Source organism: Methylomonas sp. MK1 (assembly GCF_000365425.1).
In the GTDB taxonomy this organism is placed as follows: domain Bacteria; phylum Pseudomonadota; class Gammaproteobacteria; order Methylococcales; family Methylomonadaceae; genus Methylomonas.
The window spans coordinates 2,158,397-2,174,130 of record NZ_AQOV01000001.1; the positions used below are offsets into that span (position 1 = coordinate 2,158,397).

13 protein-coding genes, 1 pseudogene and 1 riboswitch are annotated in these 15,734 nt (G+C 54.3%); of the genes and pseudogenes, 3 read left to right on the forward strand and 11 right to left on the reverse strand.

Annotated features, from left to right (window positions below; genetic code table 11):
* The first annotated feature begins 366 nt into the window (after positions 1-366).
* Positions 367-451, forward strand: a riboswitch (cyclic di-GMP riboswitch).
* A 99-nt stretch (positions 452-550) separates the two neighbouring features.
* Complete coding sequence (locus G006_RS29120) at positions 551-1,663, forward strand: hypothetical protein (RefSeq protein ID WP_235048851.1); 1,113 nt, start codon at positions 551-553, stop codon at positions 1,661-1,663.
* A 99-nt stretch (positions 1,664-1,762) separates the two neighbouring features.
* A complete protein-coding gene (locus G006_RS0110160) occupies positions 1,763-2,533 on the forward strand; it encodes a hypothetical protein (protein WP_152428844.1) in 771 nt (256 codons plus the stop codon).
* A gap of 198 nt (positions 2,534-2,731) precedes the next feature.
* Here G006_RS0110160 and G006_RS29125 read toward each other — a convergent pair whose 3' ends face one another.
* From G006_RS29125 to G006_RS0110205, 9 genes and pseudogenes are all read right to left on the reverse strand, one after another.
* Positions 2,732-4,387, reverse strand: coding sequence for a tetratricopeptide repeat-containing sulfotransferase family protein (locus tag G006_RS29125; protein WP_020483079.1), 1,656 nt, complete (start codon positions 4,385-4,387; stop codon positions 2,732-2,734).
* A gap of 36 nt (positions 4,388-4,423) precedes the next feature.
* Complete coding sequence (gene radA / locus G006_RS0110170; RefSeq protein ID WP_020483080.1) at positions 4,424-5,791, reverse strand: DNA repair protein RadA; 1,368 nt, start codon at positions 5,789-5,791, stop codon at positions 4,424-4,426.
* Positions 5,792-5,893: 102 nt separating this feature from the next.
* Positions 5,894-6,100: pseudogene (locus tag G006_RS0110175) on the reverse strand (type IIL restriction-modification enzyme MmeI); the annotation flags it as partial.
* A 78-nt stretch (positions 6,101-6,178) separates the two neighbouring features.
* Positions 6,179-6,580: a type II toxin-antitoxin system VapC family toxin gene (locus tag G006_RS0110180; RefSeq protein WP_020483082.1), complete on the reverse strand. Its 402-nt coding sequence runs from the start codon at positions 6,578-6,580 to the stop codon at positions 6,179-6,181.
* Positions 6,577-6,819, reverse strand: a complete 243-nt coding sequence (locus tag G006_RS0110185) for a FitA-like ribbon-helix-helix domain-containing protein (RefSeq protein ID WP_020483083.1) — start codon at positions 6,817-6,819, stop codon at positions 6,577-6,579. Before G006_RS0110185 ends, G006_RS0110180 begins: the two co-directional genes overlap by 4 nt.
* Positions 6,820-6,885: 66 nt before the next feature.
* Positions 6,886-8,478, reverse strand: a complete 1,593-nt coding sequence (locus G006_RS0110190; protein ID WP_020483084.1) for a phospholipase D-like domain-containing protein — start codon at positions 8,476-8,478, stop codon at positions 6,886-6,888.
* Positions 8,479-8,538: 60 nt separating this feature from the next.
* Positions 8,539-10,035: an endonuclease/exonuclease/phosphatase family protein gene (locus G006_RS0110195; RefSeq protein ID WP_020483085.1), complete on the reverse strand. Its 1,497-nt coding sequence runs from the start codon at positions 10,033-10,035 to the stop codon at positions 8,539-8,541.
* A gap of 48 nt (positions 10,036-10,083) precedes the next feature.
* Positions 10,084-11,673, reverse strand: a complete 1,590-nt coding sequence (locus G006_RS0110200) for a glycoside hydrolase family 57 protein (protein WP_020483086.1) — start codon at positions 11,671-11,673, stop codon at positions 10,084-10,086.
* A 7-nt stretch (positions 11,674-11,680) separates the two neighbouring features.
* The gene (locus tag G006_RS0110205; protein WP_020483087.1) at positions 11,681-12,331 is read right to left on the reverse strand and encodes a DUF4912 domain-containing protein; all 651 of its coding nucleotides are present in this window, start codon (positions 12,329-12,331) and stop codon (positions 11,681-11,683) included.
* Between the two features lie 217 nt (positions 12,332-12,548).
* Between G006_RS0110205 and glgX the strand changes: the two genes are divergently transcribed.
* Positions 12,549-14,747 (forward strand): glycogen debranching protein GlgX, encoded by a 2,199-nt coding sequence (glgX, locus tag G006_RS0110210; protein ID WP_026146952.1) that lies wholly within the window; start codon positions 12,549-12,551, stop codon positions 14,745-14,747.
* 216 nt (positions 14,748-14,963) lie between these two features.
* On the opposite strand, the gene G006_RS0110220 is transcribed toward glgX, so the two are convergent.
* Together G006_RS0110220 and G006_RS28325 are read right to left on the reverse strand one after the other, a co-directional pair.
* Positions 14,964-15,380, reverse strand: a complete 417-nt coding sequence (locus tag G006_RS0110220; RefSeq protein WP_020483090.1) for a type VI secretion system amidase immunity protein Tai4 — start codon at positions 15,378-15,380, stop codon at positions 14,964-14,966.
* A gap of 37 nt (positions 15,381-15,417) precedes the next feature.
* A complete protein-coding gene (locus G006_RS28325; protein WP_051067679.1) occupies positions 15,418-15,708 on the reverse strand; it encodes a hypothetical protein in 291 nt (96 codons plus the stop codon).
* Between the last annotated feature and the right edge of the window lie 26 nt (positions 15,709-15,734).

Genomic DNA, 15,734 nt, shown 5'->3' on the forward strand with positions numbered 1-15,734 from the left:
CTGAAAAATCTCGTGCCAACCCAATTAGCGGCGCAACAACCTAACAATAAACGACTAGAAAATAAAGAAATTCCTTATCAAATCCACCAAAACAAGCTTCAGCGCCAACCCCGGAATATTCCCCAATAATTGAACTGTGTTATATGAAGCAAGCGTCTGAGCTATTTCGCTGAGTTTCGCTCGCCGCTCACTCACGCCATCCCAGGCAAAATAAGCAGTAATGCAATGAAATTTATATATTTTATTAAGTTGGCCCACTATTCGCTTCAACTAGTGTACTTGCTTCGTGGTTTGCTTTAAAAAAAGCGGTTAGTAGGTCTCTATCCCTGCCATGTCTGCCGCTGGCGTAATTAGCAAATCTCTGAAAGCAAGAATTGCCACACCCGTCGTGAGGCGGGGCCGGAAAATCACGGTTCTTATAAAACGATTTAAAGAAGGCCGGATTGCCCCCATGCGCGCCATGGGCGAGGACAAAATTTGGCTCGATGCAATTGGTCAAGTTTTGTCAGTTTCGCTGTTACCTTTAATTCCAATAACAAAGAGGACGATCATGATCTTTCATAAAACGGCTATAGCAGCTATTTTGACAGCTGGCCTAGCGGGCGTTTCAGGCCAAGCGTTTGCACATTCTTACTACAATCTGACCGGCGCGGGTACAGTAGCCTCGGGTAACTCAGCAATCGGCTTCGGCATCGCCAACAGCATCAACGGCACCGACGGTGTTTCCGCCAACTCTAACGGCACCAATAGAATCGCGAACGGTACCAACGTTTATACAGTGGGCGACTTAAGCGCGAACACCTTGATCCCTGGCACAGGTACAGCGGCTGAGACAGCCACAGAAGTAGCAGGTAACCTACCTTATATGTGGTACTCCGGTCAGCACACAACCGCTACCGGTTTCACCAAGCGCGAATTGCATACCGGCTCAAGCGCTACAGACAACACTGGCGCCTTGACAGCAAACCTCATTAGCTCAAACCCTAGCTTCGGCACCAACACTATCGGTAGCTTGTGGAAAGCTTACTCGGACAAAAACGGCGGCACCAACGCCGCTACCTGGGGCACCATCATGGCTGATTTGCCCGCTGATGGCGACCATCCTTACTTGGCGGTAGCAGGCAATTCGGCATCAACCGGCCTGGGACTGGATTACGGTTTGATTCATATTAGCTGCGGCGCAAACACAGCAAGCGCTAACTGCGCCAGCGCCGGCAATATCAAAACCACCATTACCGTGAAAAACGACGCCGATTACAGCCAATTTAACGGTTTATTGGATGTTGCCCTGTATCGCAATGTAGACAGCAGCTCCACATCTGACCGTAACGCGGCTGCCACAATCGGCGAAACCGGCCTGCAAGGCTCAAGCTTGGGCGAAGCTATCTGGACGGCCAGCATGAGCAGTACTTCCGACACCTTGTTCTACTCGTTTGTGTTCGACCAAGCCGAATGGAATGCAACCGGCACACCCGGGCTGCACACCAATGGCTTTTATACCTTGGTGGTCGGCGCACACGGTGGCGGCGCACTCGATGGCGTAACCTACGACGTATTGGTAACTACTTCGGCCGTGCCTGTTCCAGGCGCAGTCTGGCTGTTCGGCAGCGCCATGGCCGGCTTGATCGGTTTCGGTCGCCGCAAACAACCACTAGCGGCTTAATTGCCAAGCGGGATTGCCGCCAGACAACGGCAATCCCCTCACCAAGCATTGTTTAACGAAAGGCTTCCTCTCATTTATTTCATTCGATAGAGATCCAAAATGACTGCAAACTCACCATTAAAAAAACTAGCATTAGCGGGCGCCATGGGCGCGTTGATGTCAGTCAGCGGCTTGGCTAGCGCTCACGTAACCTACAATTTGGCCGCCGGCGATACCTTCCCACCGGACGGTTCCGCCACGGGCCCATGGTCTGATGGCGATCCAGGCTATATTGGCAATTTGCCCGCCACCTGGGTCGCGATGATCCACAACGACGGCGGCGTAGCGAACTCGCAAACCGCCAGCGGCCACGGCATAGGCATGGGCGCCAAAGCTTATAAAGATGGCGCGACAAACTGGGGGCATACCGCCGATTACGGTTTGTTTGAATTGCATGCCGACGCGGAAGTGACCATCACCGTATCGTCGGACGGCTCCAATCTGCGTCCGGCTTTTGGTTTGTGGAGCGGCTGGGATACCGCGGGCAGCAGCAGTCGCCATCAAAGCTACCTGAACAACGGCGCACTAAATCCAATGGCTGCCAGCCCACTGGGCACAACGCTGGCTTTGGTTGACGCAAGCGCCTGGACCTTCGCGGCCACTCAAGGCACCACCGCTACCGCGACGCTGACCCGCTTCCTGACCGCCGGTAATTACACGCTGATTTTGGGCGGTTACGACGGCACGGTAGGCGGGGCCAATCTGGCCTATACAGCCACAATCTCCGCTGCTGCGTCACCCGTACCCGTACCGGGCGCGGTTTGGCTGTTCGGTAGCGCGATGGCGGGCTTAGTAGGTTTCGGCAAACGCAAAACGGCAGAAAACGTCTGACGCGTTTCTATGTAACTTAAGACTGATTTTAACCCGATGTCCTTGAATACCCGTGTTATTGAGGGCCGGGTTAATCAGTAAAAAATCAGTTCGGTTTCGGTCAAGGATGACCGGGGGCACGGAAGCTCCATTTTTACATCCGCTCGATCCAAGTCCGCTTGGCCCAAAAGCTTAATCTACCCTTCCCATTCGCTTCATTCATGCGTAACCGAACGCATCGATATACGGCGCCAAGATCGGCAAAACCGGTTCGTAAAAACTTTCATAGTGCTGCCAACGTGCAACCGAGCGCGAATAAATCGGTTGAGAAACAGCAGCAAAACTCGGCGTGGCAATGTAACGGCCTTTAGCCTTTTCATGAAACGCGCTCACTTCGGCCACCCATTCCAAATCCAATAACGCAAACACCCGGCGAAAACTGTTTTCGAAATCGTTGACGGTATCCTCGTAACGCAATTCCATATAACGCGGCTGAATCATCGGCTTCATGTAAAGCCACAGCGCCATCACGGCCGCATATTGCTTGGCCACACCTTCCCAGCTCAGCAAATTGACTGTCACGCTAGACGGCTTAAACGCTTGCTGGAAGCAACTGAGACAGACATCGCGCGGATCGCGCAGAGCAAAGATGATCCTGGCCTCCGGAAATAGGCAGCTAATCAGGCCAATATCGATACTATTCAGTGCCACTTTATCGATGAAGCGTTTGTTTAAGGCATCCGCGCCATATTCCTCGCTAACCCGTCGCCAATAGTAAGCGCGCAACTTTCGGGCATCGTCCAAACCCAGTCGGCGGAGAGCGGCTGGAATGTCCTCTCGAAAACCGCTCAACCTTTGCAGCTCTTGAATCAAGCCATGAATCAAATCATTTTCATCGGAGGTAAACACATCGGGATGCGCTGCCAGGACTTGCTCAGTCAACGTCGTGCCGGAACGCAAAAAGCCCAGTAGAAACGTCGGCGCCGGCAAACTATCGGCAAAGTCGCTTACCGTCCAACGGAGCAGTAAATCCCGATCAAACCCCTGTTTGTTGCATTGAATCGCGCGAAAAACCTGTCCGGCATCAAGCGAGCTGACTTCAGGTAATTGCTTATACAAAGCCTTTGCTTGTTGGCAAGCCGCAAACGATGCCTCGTATTCTTCCAGCTTATCCAACACCCCTACCAACTCCTGCCAGGCGCGTGCGGTCTGCTGCATATTACGATTGGCGGCTACCACATTCTGAAAGCGCTGTTTCGCTTCCGGCAAACGGTTTAAATGCGCTTCCAGCACCGCCAACATGTTATTGCAGGCTGGATCGTCTGGACGTAGTTCACAGACCTTGCTGGCGAAAGGCAAGGCTTCTTCGAATCGATTAACCCTCGTCAAATACAGGGCCCGGTTATTCAGCGCCGCCGGGTTTGCAGGTTCCAGCTTAACCGCCAACGCGGTCAGTTTCAGCGCGGTATCCAGATCGCCCCAGTGATGCAATTGCTCGGCCAGCTCCAGAATAAAACGGATATTACGCGTTTGCTGAGCGTCAATTTCCAGTTGGCGAGCGGCCTGTTGCAGATAGGCCAAACCTTCCCGGCGCTGCTGCTGCCAGCACAATGCCTGCCCCAAACCGGCCAGCGCTTCCGCATGATTGGGCTGGATCGCCAAGACTTGCCGAAACCCATGCAGCGTACCCACCATATCGCGCCGCGCCACGGCCTGCCAGGCTTGCGTTAACGCATCGTTCACGCTGGGTTGAACCGGCCTTGCGGCGGCTTCGGCCTGCTTCAGGCAACAGGCTTTATATTTTTTGCCGCTGCCGCATGGACACGGATCGTTGCGGCCAAATTTACCGTTGCCGGCTGCTGTTGTATTTTTCATATCGTTCCCTGACGAGGCATAGACTATTGGCGGCAATTATAAATCCGCCAGCACTGCCAACGCTTCTTGAATATTGCTGACCGCATGTATTTGCAAGTTCTTCACCGCATCCTTGGGTTTGTTGCTTTTCGGTATGATCGCCCGCTTGAAACCGTGCTTAGCCGCTTCGTTGAGCCGGGCGTGTCCATTAGCCACCGGGCGAATTTCGCCGTTTAAACCCACCTCACCGAAGAACACCGTGTCGTAAGGAATGATGCGATCACGCAGACTGGACACCACGCCTATCATGATCGCCAAGTCGCTGCTGGTTTCAGATACCTTTATGCCGCCAACCACGTTGGCGTAAATCTCATCGTTGCCGGTGAATATCCCGCCGTGGCGCGACAACACCGCCAGCAACATGGCCAGCCGGTTTTGGTCCAAACCCACCGCCAGCCGGCGCGGATTGCCGTACTGGCTTTCGGTGACCAATGCTTGAATCTCCACGAGCAACGGGCGGGTGCCTTCCCATAATACGGTCACCACACTGCCCGGCGAGGGCTTTTCAGCGCGAGATAAAAACATTGCCGACGGGTTTTTCACTTCCTTCAAGCCGCTGCTTTCCATTGCAAAAAAACCCAACTCACCGACACTGCCGAAGCGATTCTTGTCGGCGCGCAATACCCGAAATCGTGAATCGTCGGTGGACGACAACACCACCTGCGCATCGACGATATGGCTCAGTGTCATCGGCCCGGCCAGCGATTGATCCTTGGTCACATGACCCACCATAAAAAACGATACGCCGGTACGTTTGGCGTATTGCGTCAGATAGCTGGCAGACTCGCGCACCTGCGACACCGAACCCGGCGCCGAGTCCGAATCGGCGGTATACATCACCTGAATCGAATCGATGATCACCACCTTGGGCTGCTCCTCGTCCAAGACTTGGCAAATCTGCTGCACCGAGGTTTCTGCCAACATCTTGATGCCGGCAGTATTCAATTGCAGACGATGGGCGCGCTCGGCGATCTGTTGCAGCGACTCTTCGCCGGACACATACAACACCGGCAGTTGCTGGGCAATATGACCGATGGCTTGCAGCAGGATAGTGCTCTTGCCGGCCCCCGGCGCACCGCCGATTAACACCACGCTACCGGTGACGATGCCGCCGCCCAGCACCCGGTCGAACTCGGCCAGACCGGTGGAAATCCGCTCGGCTTGGGCCAGATTGACTTCCGACAACAAACGCACTTCGCTGCGGCTGCCGGCATAGCCGGAGTTATCGCGCGCGCTTTTACCGCTACCCAGCTTCACTTCCTTAATGCTGTTCCAGGCCCCGCATTGATTGCACTGCCCGGACCAGCCGGGAAAATCGGCGCCGCATTCGGTGCAGACGTAGGCGGATTTGGTTTTTTTAGCCATAACGATATTCGATTTCTGGTTGGTAAACGTCGCAAGAGGCGGTTAGGCTTTCATACTCAAAAAGCCTTTTGTATGTTCTGTCATTTAAGGCGAAGCCGACAATCACACAATGCACGGCAGCCTTGCCTTTCGCCTCATGTCCCGCATTTCTCGGTCGAAGGCCGCCATCAATATGCGTTCGAAGTAAAGCTTGCCGTTGACATAAGGGAAGGCGGCTAGCTGTTCATCCAAGGTTTTCAGGCGTTTGCCGTGGGGTTTGTCCAACACTTCAAACAGGTTGACCAGCAATTGCGCGAGGTCTTGGCCGTCTTCTGCAGTGCGCTGTTAGATGAGTTCCCGAAACTGCCGCCGCTCTAGGGCTGGTAGGCGCTTTTGGCGAAACGTGCTTCACTCAAGAAAATCCTCAATCGTCCGAGCAATCTCCGGAAAGGCTTGCAGCACTTTTCGGTCGGCGGTAATCAGTGGGACGTTCAACAGTTTGGCCAGCGCGACGAATTCGCAGTCGTAAGCCGAGCAATCGCTGCCGGCCACTAATTGCAAAACCTGGGCGGATGAGACTTCGTATTCGTTTTGCTGCAGCAAGGTTTCAGCGTGGCGCACAATCCGTAAGGCGTCGTCCAAGGCCAACAGATTTTTGCGTAGATACAAAGCCAGGACATTGCGAAATTCGCTTTTCCACAGATTGGGTGCAATCCACTGCGCTTCCTGTCTTAGCAGCTGTTCGGCTTGTGCGGATTTTTCGCTATTGAGGTAAAGATAAGCAATCGTGTTGGTATCGGCAACAATCATGGCCGGCCGGCAAATTTGGCTTGGTCGATGTCCTGGTCGGTTAACAGGTAATGCGCGGTTTTCTCGCGCAGTTGCCGGGCCTGAGCGAGATGCTGATCGACACTGAGCCGATGCGGATCGATGACCCTTTCCACGCAGTAAATGACTTCACTGTTAATGCTGCGGTGGTGCAGTTTCGCTGCGGTTTTTAGCTGTTCGTATAAATCGTCGGGGATGTTTTTTAGGGTCAAGGTTGCCATGACGCTCACCTGGAAAATCAAATAGGTTCCATTATGGAACCCAATCAATACCTGTCAAGCGGCCGATCAGTAAAACACCCTAAACAAGCGCTGAATCTGCCCAAACTCGTACAAATACGGCTGCGCCACGTCGCGGTTGGCGGCGACGACGATCAAGTCGTGGGAGAACACCGAGGTGTTGTACCAATTGAAACTACCGTCGATGACGATGTAATCGTCGATCACGCAGTATTTACTGTGGATGGGCGAGTACGGCACCGGCAGATCGTCCTGGCCGTAAACCAAGCCCACGCGTATCCCGGCATCGCGCAGACGTTGTACGGCCGGTAACAGCGGCCTTGCCAGTTCGTCGGCCATGCTGCGCTCGACGCCGATTTTGCCCTGCCGAGCCAAGTGGCCGTTGAACAATAATTGCACGTCAACACCCCGGTCGCGGGCCTGGATCAAGGCGTTGACGACGCTATCGTGGTGATCGCCCAGCAAATCGCCGATCAAAAACAAACACAACTTCAAGGAGCGGCGCGCTCTATGAATTTCCGCCAATATAGCGTGATGCGGCCGGTAAACCCTGCCATTAGCCATGGTGTGGCGGCCAAAGGTATATAACAAGTTGAATGGGCTGAGCGGGTCGACGCCATACTTTTGAATCACACCGCCGCGCTGGCTCTGGAAGATGTTGTCCAGCAAACGGCACACGCCCTTGGAATGAAAACTCATCCCGGATTCCCAGTTGGCCCACCAGCGATCGAAAGTGATGTTGAACGAGCCGATAATGCAATCGTCGTCGTTGAAGATCACGAACTTGGTGTGCATGTCCGGTTCCACTTCGATCAAGTGGTGTTTGGGGGTGCAAAACACGCCGACCAGTTCGATACCGGAGCGCTTCAAGCGCGCGTAATTCTGGCTGTTGGTCAGCGTCATTTTCCGCCAATCGACGATGCATTGCACCCATACGCCCTGCTGGCTGGCGTGAATCAAGTGGTTAATAAAATCGCCGTCGTCGATGCAATCCACGCTGACTTTAATGGTGCATAAGCGGTCGGGCTGGCTGTGTTTGGCCGCGATGACTTTATCGATATGATCGTGAATAAAGCGCTTGGGATGATAGGGGTGAAATTGCTGGCCCTTGGTAAATTTGGGCGTCAGTTGCAAGGAGTCGAAATGATGGTTGTACCAATCCACATCGCTTTGCAACTGGCCGGGGTCCAGCTCGTAACTGCGGAAATGGTTGGGCGTGGCCCAATGCTCGTTAATATGGCGCTGCTGCGGATGATTGTCGCGCAACTGGTCGCCATCCATGAAAATATAATCATGGCGCGAGGCGATGGAATGCTCGCCCAAATGCACGATAAACGAAAATTTGATGCAGCTGATCTTGCCGAATTGCCCGGAGTGCGGCATCACGTAAAAATCCCGCGTCGAGCGCTTGTGCCTATCCCACTGCACATCGTAAGCATCGGTGTCGACGATATAAGTTTCGCAGATCGACTCCCGATACACCTTTAGCACCACCTTCAAATTAGCGGCAATGCCGTGCGACATGTCGAAGTCTATCTTGCCCCAGCGCACGTCGAAGGTTTCCCTAAAATCGTTACCGCGTTGAAAACAACCGCCCAATTTGCCAAATACCGGTTTGGCGTAGTGTTCTGCTACTTGCATATGGTGCTGCCTAATTAAACAAGCTTTATTTTAATTGTAAAATCGCCTTAGCAATTCAGTCTATAGCGGCTCAAAGGTCATCAGATAGCCGCAATGATCGGATACCGGCCCGTAATCCTGCTCGGTGAACACGGTTCGCGCCGAGCTAGCCCGCAAGCCGCTATTCCTGTCCATGAAAATGTAATCGATTCGATAATCGTCGGCCAGATAATCCTGCCAATGCGCGTCGTTAACCCGAAAAATCTGTTCGAACAGCGCCGGGGCGTTGGCGGCCAGATATTGATCTTCGTATTGATGGCCGTTGACTACCAACTGATAGCCGGTCGAGCCGGCGGCGATATTGAAATCACCACACAGCAAGGTGGCATCCACCTCGGCGCTGCGTTTGCCGTTAGCCCAAGCGGATAGCCGTTGAAATTGTTGCTGGAAGCCGTCTTCCCACCAACTCAAATGCGCGGAAAACACATCGAGAGTACCGATATACGGCACGTTGATCCGCGCCGACACCACTTTACGGGAATGAATGCTGTAAGCATCGTGACTATCCGACACGTAGCGGGCTTCTTGCTCGGCCAAGGGATGGCGACTGAGTATGGCCACACCTTCGCGGAATTTGTCGAACCCCAGGTGCGACCAATCCGTGTACAGATGAAACGGTTGCGGCAAGCGCTGGTTGATAATATTCGCGGAATTCGACGGCCAATCGCCGCGACCGTCATTCCAATACTCCGCCACTTCCTGCAGGCAAACTATATCGGCTTCCAATTCGTCAATGGCAGTGGCGATTTGCCAGAACTTCCGGTCTTGCTCGTCTTCCTGATAACAATGCAGATTCAAAATCAACAGCCGCAGCGGCCTGCGGCTTAGGGTGTAATTTTGGCCGGCGTTGTTGTCCCACCGCGTCTGCTCCTTACTTTCGCAGCTGATGCTGTATTGCAGACGAAACGCCTCCCCCACCCTGATCCGCCCGCTCCACACTTGGGCAAGATGCAGGCCGGCATAGAGGGCTTTACTGGCGGATTTTCTTTGCGCCTGGCGGCGGCAACTGGTCGTATGGCTGTGTTGCCAGTTATCGATAGTCCAGTGGATGGTGACTTTCTCTATCTCCAGAGCGGCGTCTACCGCCAGCTTGATCGGCACGGAATGCTGACCATCCAGAAGTTGCTCGGCGTGGCTCAATTGTAGTATCGACGCGGCGCCGGTCAATCTGCCGCCACTACCCGCACCGCTGAAATAATCGCCGCCCTCGTTGTTGTCCCAATATTCGCTACCGGCCGATTGCAGCCGCAAGGCAAACCGAATGTCGCCGGGTATGTCGGCGTGCGCCTGCGGCGGAAAAACGATTTCGGCCTGCCAATACTCCCAACCATCTTCCGCCTTGCGGTTAAACAAGGCCGGCAAAAAGTGCCAGACGCCATCTTCGCCGGCCCAGAGCACTTCCACCTGCTTGTGATAATCCAGGTCTGCGACTTGAATCAAAAACAGTAAGGATTGCTGACAGGCCACAGCTTTGCCGGTCACATTATTGGCTACATACAACAATTGGATGTTATTCATAGCTCCCCCTGGAGGTTGAGTTAGGCAGTGCCCGCCACGGGCGTCTGTCTAGGCGGCATAATGGCGAAAGTCAATATCCGGAAAAATATCGTCCATGATCTCCAGCGCCGTCAGGTAGCGTTCATCGATACGGTTTTTGCGGATCGCATCATGCAGATAATTAAAACGGGCCAAATGATCGGTGATGCGTTTGCGCGCGTAATCGATCGTGGTGCCGGCCTTCATGATAAACGGCCAATCCGAAGACTGCGCCAGCAACAGTGATCGGGCGGCCTGATTTAAAGCGCGCCGCTGCAAATCACTCACGCCAAAGCCGCGCAAATCGCCCGCCAGCTTTTCCATTTCGGCGGCGGCCTTGTGCAATAAGGGATAAATCCAGTCGTTGCTTTCGTTCAGCCAGTAACTGGAATAACCGTGTTCGCCCCAACTGGAAGCGGCCGGCGTAGCCCGCACGTGCTGCAAAGGCAATTGCAAATAATCACCGCAACTGACGGTCTGGACACCGTTTTCGCTGCTGGCTGCCAAGCGTAACACTTGCTCTAGCCATAAAGGCCCTTCGAACCACCAATGTCCAAATAGTTCAGCATCGTAAGGTGCGACGATAATCGGCGCTTGCGGCATTTCCGCAGCCAGCGCGTCGATTTGCTGCTGGCGGCGCAAGATAAAATCCTCGGCATGCCGGCGCGCTTTTAGCCTGGCCAGTTCAGGCTGGTAAACCTGCTTGGTTTGCTTGGCGCCGGTGATGCGGAAATACTTGATGCCGGTGTTAATCCGGGTTTCGCCGTCCAAAATATAAGGCGCGATATATTCCAGAGGCAAATCGAAACCGATGTCGCGATAATACTCGCGATAATCGCCATCGCCCGGATAGCCTTCCTCCGCGCTCCAGACCTGTCGCGACGACGCCGGATCGCGGCCGAACGCCGCCACGCCGTTGCCGCAGTCCAGCGGCGCATACACACCATAGCGCGGCGACTGGTCGGCGTCCATGATCGCGTGACTATCGACGAAAAAATAATCGATACCTTCGGCTTTCAGCAGCTGTTCCAGGCCTGGATAGTAGCCGCATTCCGGCAACCAAAAGCCGCTCGGTGCAAAACCGAATTGGCTCTTGAAACTGGCAATGCCTACGCCAATTTGATTGCGCACCGACACCGGGCTGACATTCAACAAGGGCAAGAAACCGTGGGTGGCTGCCGTGGTAATCAATTCCAGGCCGCCAGCGCTGTGATGGCGTTGAAACGCGGTCAGCAAATCGCATTGATAGCGCTGCTGGTAGCGGTGTAGAGCATCCTGAAACCACTGCATATACATCTGCGCCAGCGGCTCGAACTGCGGCAGCCGGCGCGTGCGCTCCAACTCCCGCTCCGCCAATTCCAGCCTGCCTTGCAGATAATGCAGATAACGGCTTTGCAACAAAGGGTCGCGCAACATCGTCATCAGTGTTGGCGACAGGGATAAGGTCAGCCGATACGGCACTTGGTCGACATGCAAGCGCTCCAGCATCGCCAACAAGGGCAGATAACATTCGGTAATCGCTTCGAACAGCCAGTTTTCTTCAAAAAAACTGTCGTGTTCGGGATGATGCACATAGGGCAAATGGGCATGCAGAACGATGCTGAGATAGCCTTTGTTCATCGCGGAGTTAGTTTTGTTGGCCGGACGCGGTTACGGCAAGCGCCGAAGACGCTTGGGAAGGCGGTATTATAAACTGCGCCATCGTCGGCGACAGTCTTTCCGTCATCGGCGACACTTGCGGTGCGACTGCGGTAGCCTGCGAATAAGCGAAGGGGCTGAATTCCTGCTGAGCGTTTAGCCGGCCAATCGCCACCTGGTAAATCCCGGCGATGCAGTTGTCGCCGCTGGGCAGCGTAATCTGCTGCTGGCTGCGTTCGGCAGCGACCGGCACATCGAACCAAGTCTTGGCCGAGTCTTGCGGCGACGAGACCGCTTCAGCCGGCGCAGGCCGACTGTAAACTCTCAAGGTCAAAGGCTGGGCATCTGGCGGTTCGGCAGGCGACGTAGACGCCTGTGCCACGTCATCAAGATGCCAATAGACATGGATATGTTCCGGATCGACCGGCAACGCAACCAACTTGGCGCTTTCAACTTTGGCGGCAGTGAGTTGCTGGCGTGGCGCGAACTCGCGATTAATCTGCTGACTAATACTTAACAGCTCTTGCGGCGAAAAGCCGAAACTCGTCAACCGCGCCGCACCAGCTCTAAACCGGCGCGGGGCAAAGCCCCGGCTAATCTCCAGACTAATAGCCCGCATTTCCTCCGCAGAAAGCGGCATGCGGACTTGAGACGGTGAGGAGGAAAAGGCCATCGGCAATGTTAACGGGTCGGGTGACTAGGTTTTATCCTGTGGATAGCGGACATTCCGCGACGTATCGCCGCAGCGACCGGCGTTTATAGACTCTAACCGTTGTCGATTATTTACGCAAGGCGTAGGCCCGCAGCCCCTATATGCAGTAAAATCAGGACTAATTCACAGTTTCTCGGTAAAGGGCATGCACAAACCATACAGTTTAAAGTCAGGGAGTCCCTATCCTCACGGCGCCAAGGTTAGCGAGGGCGGCGTAAACTTCTCCATCTCCAGCCGCCATGCGACGGACGTGGAACTGCTGCTATTTGCCGAGCCTGACAGCACAAATCCCTTACAAGTCATACCCTTACAAAAAGATAAAAACCATACATTTTTCTCGTGGCATGTGTTTGTCGAAGAACTGCCGGTAGGCATCTGGTACGCCTGGCGCATCGACGGCCCGGACAACACCCGCGAGTCGGGCTTGCGTTTTGATCGCGAAAAATTATTGCTAGACCCTTGGGCTCGCGCAATCAGCGACAAGCTATGGAACCGCGCCGCCGCCTGCAAGCCCGGCGATAATAGCCAGCATGCCATGCGCGCGGTGGTAGTAGATGATCGTTACGACTGGGAAGGCGATACACCGCTGGCAATCCGTAGCGAAAAAGCCATTATTTACGAGTTGCATGTCGGCGGTTTTACTCGCCACGCGTCCGCCAAGGTGAAGCACCCAGGTACCTTTATCGGCCTGATCGAAAAAATCCCCTATCTGAAAAAGCTGGGCATCACCCATGTCGAATTGCTGCCCATCATGGCCTTCGATGAGCAAGACGTGCCGCCGCATACCGCCGATCTTGGATTAAAAAACTATTGGGGCTACAGCACGCACAGCTTTTTCAGTCCGCATCCCGGCTATTGCGTCACACCGGAACAGGGTACGCATATCCGCGAGTTCCGCGATCTGGTCAAAGCCTTGCATAAGGCCGGCATCGGCGTAATCATGGACGTGGTGTTCAATCACACCTCGGAAGCCGGCGCCGACGGCCCGGTAATTAACTTCAAAGGCATTACCGGCAACAGCTTTTATTTGACCGACAAGCACGATAAACGCATCTTTCACGACTATACCGGCTGCGGTAACACCGTGAATGCCAATCACCCGCTGGTGACCAACTTCATCATCAGCTGCCTGGAATACTGGGTGCGGGAAATGCATGTCGACGGCTTTAGATTCGACCTGGCCAGTGCACTGGCCCGCGGCGAAGACGGCAGCGTACTGCAGGATCCGCCGCTGGTCTGGGGCATAGAACTATCCGAACAACTGGCCAAAACCAAGCTGATTGCGGAAGCCTGGGACGCGGCCGGCCTTTATCAAGTCGGCAACTTTCCCGGCTATCGCTGGGGAGAATGGAACGGCCGTTACCGCGACGTGATTCGCCGCTTCCTACGCGGCGACACCGGCATCATCAGCGAAGTAGCCACGCGTATCTGCGGCAGTAGCGATCTCTATCAACATCAGCACCGCCTGCCGATCAGCGGCATTAACTTTGTCACCTGCCACGACGGTTTTACGTTGAAAGATCTGTTCAGCTACAACGAAAAACACAACACCGCGAACGGCGAAAACAATCGGGACGGTTGTAGCAATAATCTCAGCAGCAATTGCGGCGCGGAAGGCCCGACCCCCAACCCGGCCATAGGCAAACTGCGGCGGCAGCAGGTGAAAAACGCCTTTGCGGTTTTGCTGCTTAGCCATGGCGTACCGATGTTGCTGGCTGGCGACGAATTTCTGCACACCCAGCAAGGCAATAACAACTGCTATTGCCAGGACAACGAATTAAGCTGGCTGAACTGGGATAAAGCCAAGGAAAATGCCGACGTGCTGCATTTTGTGCAGCAGATGATCCGCTTGCGCAAACGCCATCCGGCCTTGATGCGTCGAAATTTCCTCACCGGCCGAAAAATGGAAGGCAAAGATATGGCCGACATTAGCTGGCATGGCCTGGAAGTAGATCAACCGCCGCGTTGGGACGACCCGAACACGCGGATTCTAGCCTTTACGCTGGCTGCATTGGGCAAAGATGAAGCTGACCTGCACGCGATAATGAACATGTCCGATAGCAAACACAACATGCAGCTGCCGGAGGTTGAAGGCAAAAGCTGGTGTCTGGCTTTGGATACCGCACAAACATCGCCCAAAGATATTATCGAGCCTGCGGAACAAAAAGCGCTGAGCAAACCCTGGTATACCGTGGAGCCGCATTCGATTGTGGTGTTTGAAAACATCCAACAAGCCGGTATCGATGGTGGCGATAGCGTGGCGAAACGGTCCGCCAGTTTTTTCAGCAAATTGACCGGCATCAAGTTGCTCGACCAGCCGGCGACGGAAATACCGACAAGTTAATGAGACAGCCTGTTGTCAGGGAACGCTATCGCGTACCCTGACCTACCGGACTTATCGCGTTATCACTGGCATGGATGACCGGAACCCAATTTCGCAGGCGAGATTGTCGCGATAGCGGCATCGCCGCCCCATGAGCAAGAATTTTCGTGCCTGCGAAAATTTTGACTCCGACTCTGCGGCCTGGATTGCCCATGAACACGCCAAAGCAGCGAATTACTAGCGCTTGGCCGGCTTGTCCCCTACCCAGTTAGGGTGTGGGACGTACTTATGAACCTGTGCATCAAGTTCTTGGCTGTGATACATGTCCAGGCACTTAAGCAGGTTGAATTTCGCCCCAGCGTAACCTTCCACCGGATTGCTGTAGTCTCGATGCAGATATTTCTCAACAAGTTGATCGATTGCCGGATTACCTTTATCGTCGTTGTAATACGTCCATTCCAAAAACGCGCTCTTGGTAATGTCAGCATCCTCGCCTGCCGGCGAATCCTTGTAAGCGGTTGATAAGCAGGCGGCCAGCGCCCTGTCTTTATAATTTTCGGCGTTGCTACGTCGTGTGGCAGCGATGGAATCGGCGATAGCCGTCAGTGAATAGCAACATAGCCCCACGGCAACGAATGTGTGTATGGCTTTCATTTGAGCACCCGGAAATTTGCCTGGCTAGTGCGATATGTCACGCCTGGCTCGTTGAAATAGCAGTGGTCATAACAAGTCGTTCCGTCGAATAGCGTTGCATGACCGCTAGCATCACTCCAGCCATGAACTTCGAAGAGGACAAACCCTTTTTGCCTGACAGCGTACCACCGCCAGCGGGCGGATACGCAACGGCTTCCGGCGGCCCCCATTTGAGGTTCAGAAAGGAAATCACGTCTTTTACCCGGTAAAAATAGTTTCGATGGTCCCCACCTTTCTTGGCTTTCCCCGCTGTCGCCGGGATGATCACGCAAGCTTGAACGGGGGCCAATCTTCCCCCTGAGTCAGAATAGTTGT

Excerpts from the sequence above, each read along its gene's own strand:
- G006_RS29120 (WP_235048851.1), top strand. The coding sequence starts at position 551 with ATGATCTTTCATAAAACGGCTATAGCAGCTATTTTGACAGCTGGCCTA.
- G006_RS0110160 (WP_152428844.1), top strand. The coding sequence starts at position 1,763 with ATGACTGCAAACTCACCATTAAAAAAACTAGCATTAGCGGGCGCCATG.
- G006_RS29125 (WP_020483079.1), bottom strand. The coding sequence starts at position 4,387 with ATGAAAAATACAACAGCAGCCGGCAACGGTAAATTTGGCCGCAACGAT.
- radA (WP_020483080.1), bottom strand. The coding sequence starts at position 5,791 with ATGGCTAAAAAAACCAAATCCGCCTACGTCTGCACCGAATGCGGCGCC.
- G006_RS0110180 (WP_020483082.1), bottom strand. The coding sequence starts at position 6,580 with ATGATTGTTGCCGATACCAACACGATTGCTTATCTTTACCTCAATAGC.
- G006_RS0110185 (WP_020483083.1), bottom strand. The coding sequence starts at position 6,819 with ATGGCAACCTTGACCCTAAAAAACATCCCCGACGATTTATACGAACAG.
- G006_RS0110190 (WP_020483084.1), bottom strand. The coding sequence starts at position 8,478 with ATGCAAGTAGCAGAACACTACGCCAAACCGGTATTTGGCAAATTGGGC.
- G006_RS0110195 (WP_020483085.1), bottom strand. The coding sequence starts at position 10,035 with ATGAATAACATCCAATTGTTGTATGTAGCCAATAATGTGACCGGCAAA.
- G006_RS0110200 (WP_020483086.1), bottom strand. The coding sequence starts at position 11,673 with ATGAACAAAGGCTATCTCAGCATCGTTCTGCATGCCCATTTGCCCTAT.
- G006_RS0110205 (WP_020483087.1), bottom strand. The coding sequence starts at position 12,331 with ATGCCGCTTTCTGCGGAGGAAATGCGGGCTATTAGTCTGGAGATTAGC.
- glgX (WP_026146952.1), top strand. The coding sequence starts at position 12,549 with ATGCACAAACCATACAGTTTAAAGTCAGGGAGTCCCTATCCTCACGGC.
- G006_RS0110220 (WP_020483090.1), bottom strand. The coding sequence starts at position 15,380 with ATGAAAGCCATACACACATTCGTTGCCGTGGGGCTATGTTGCTATTCA.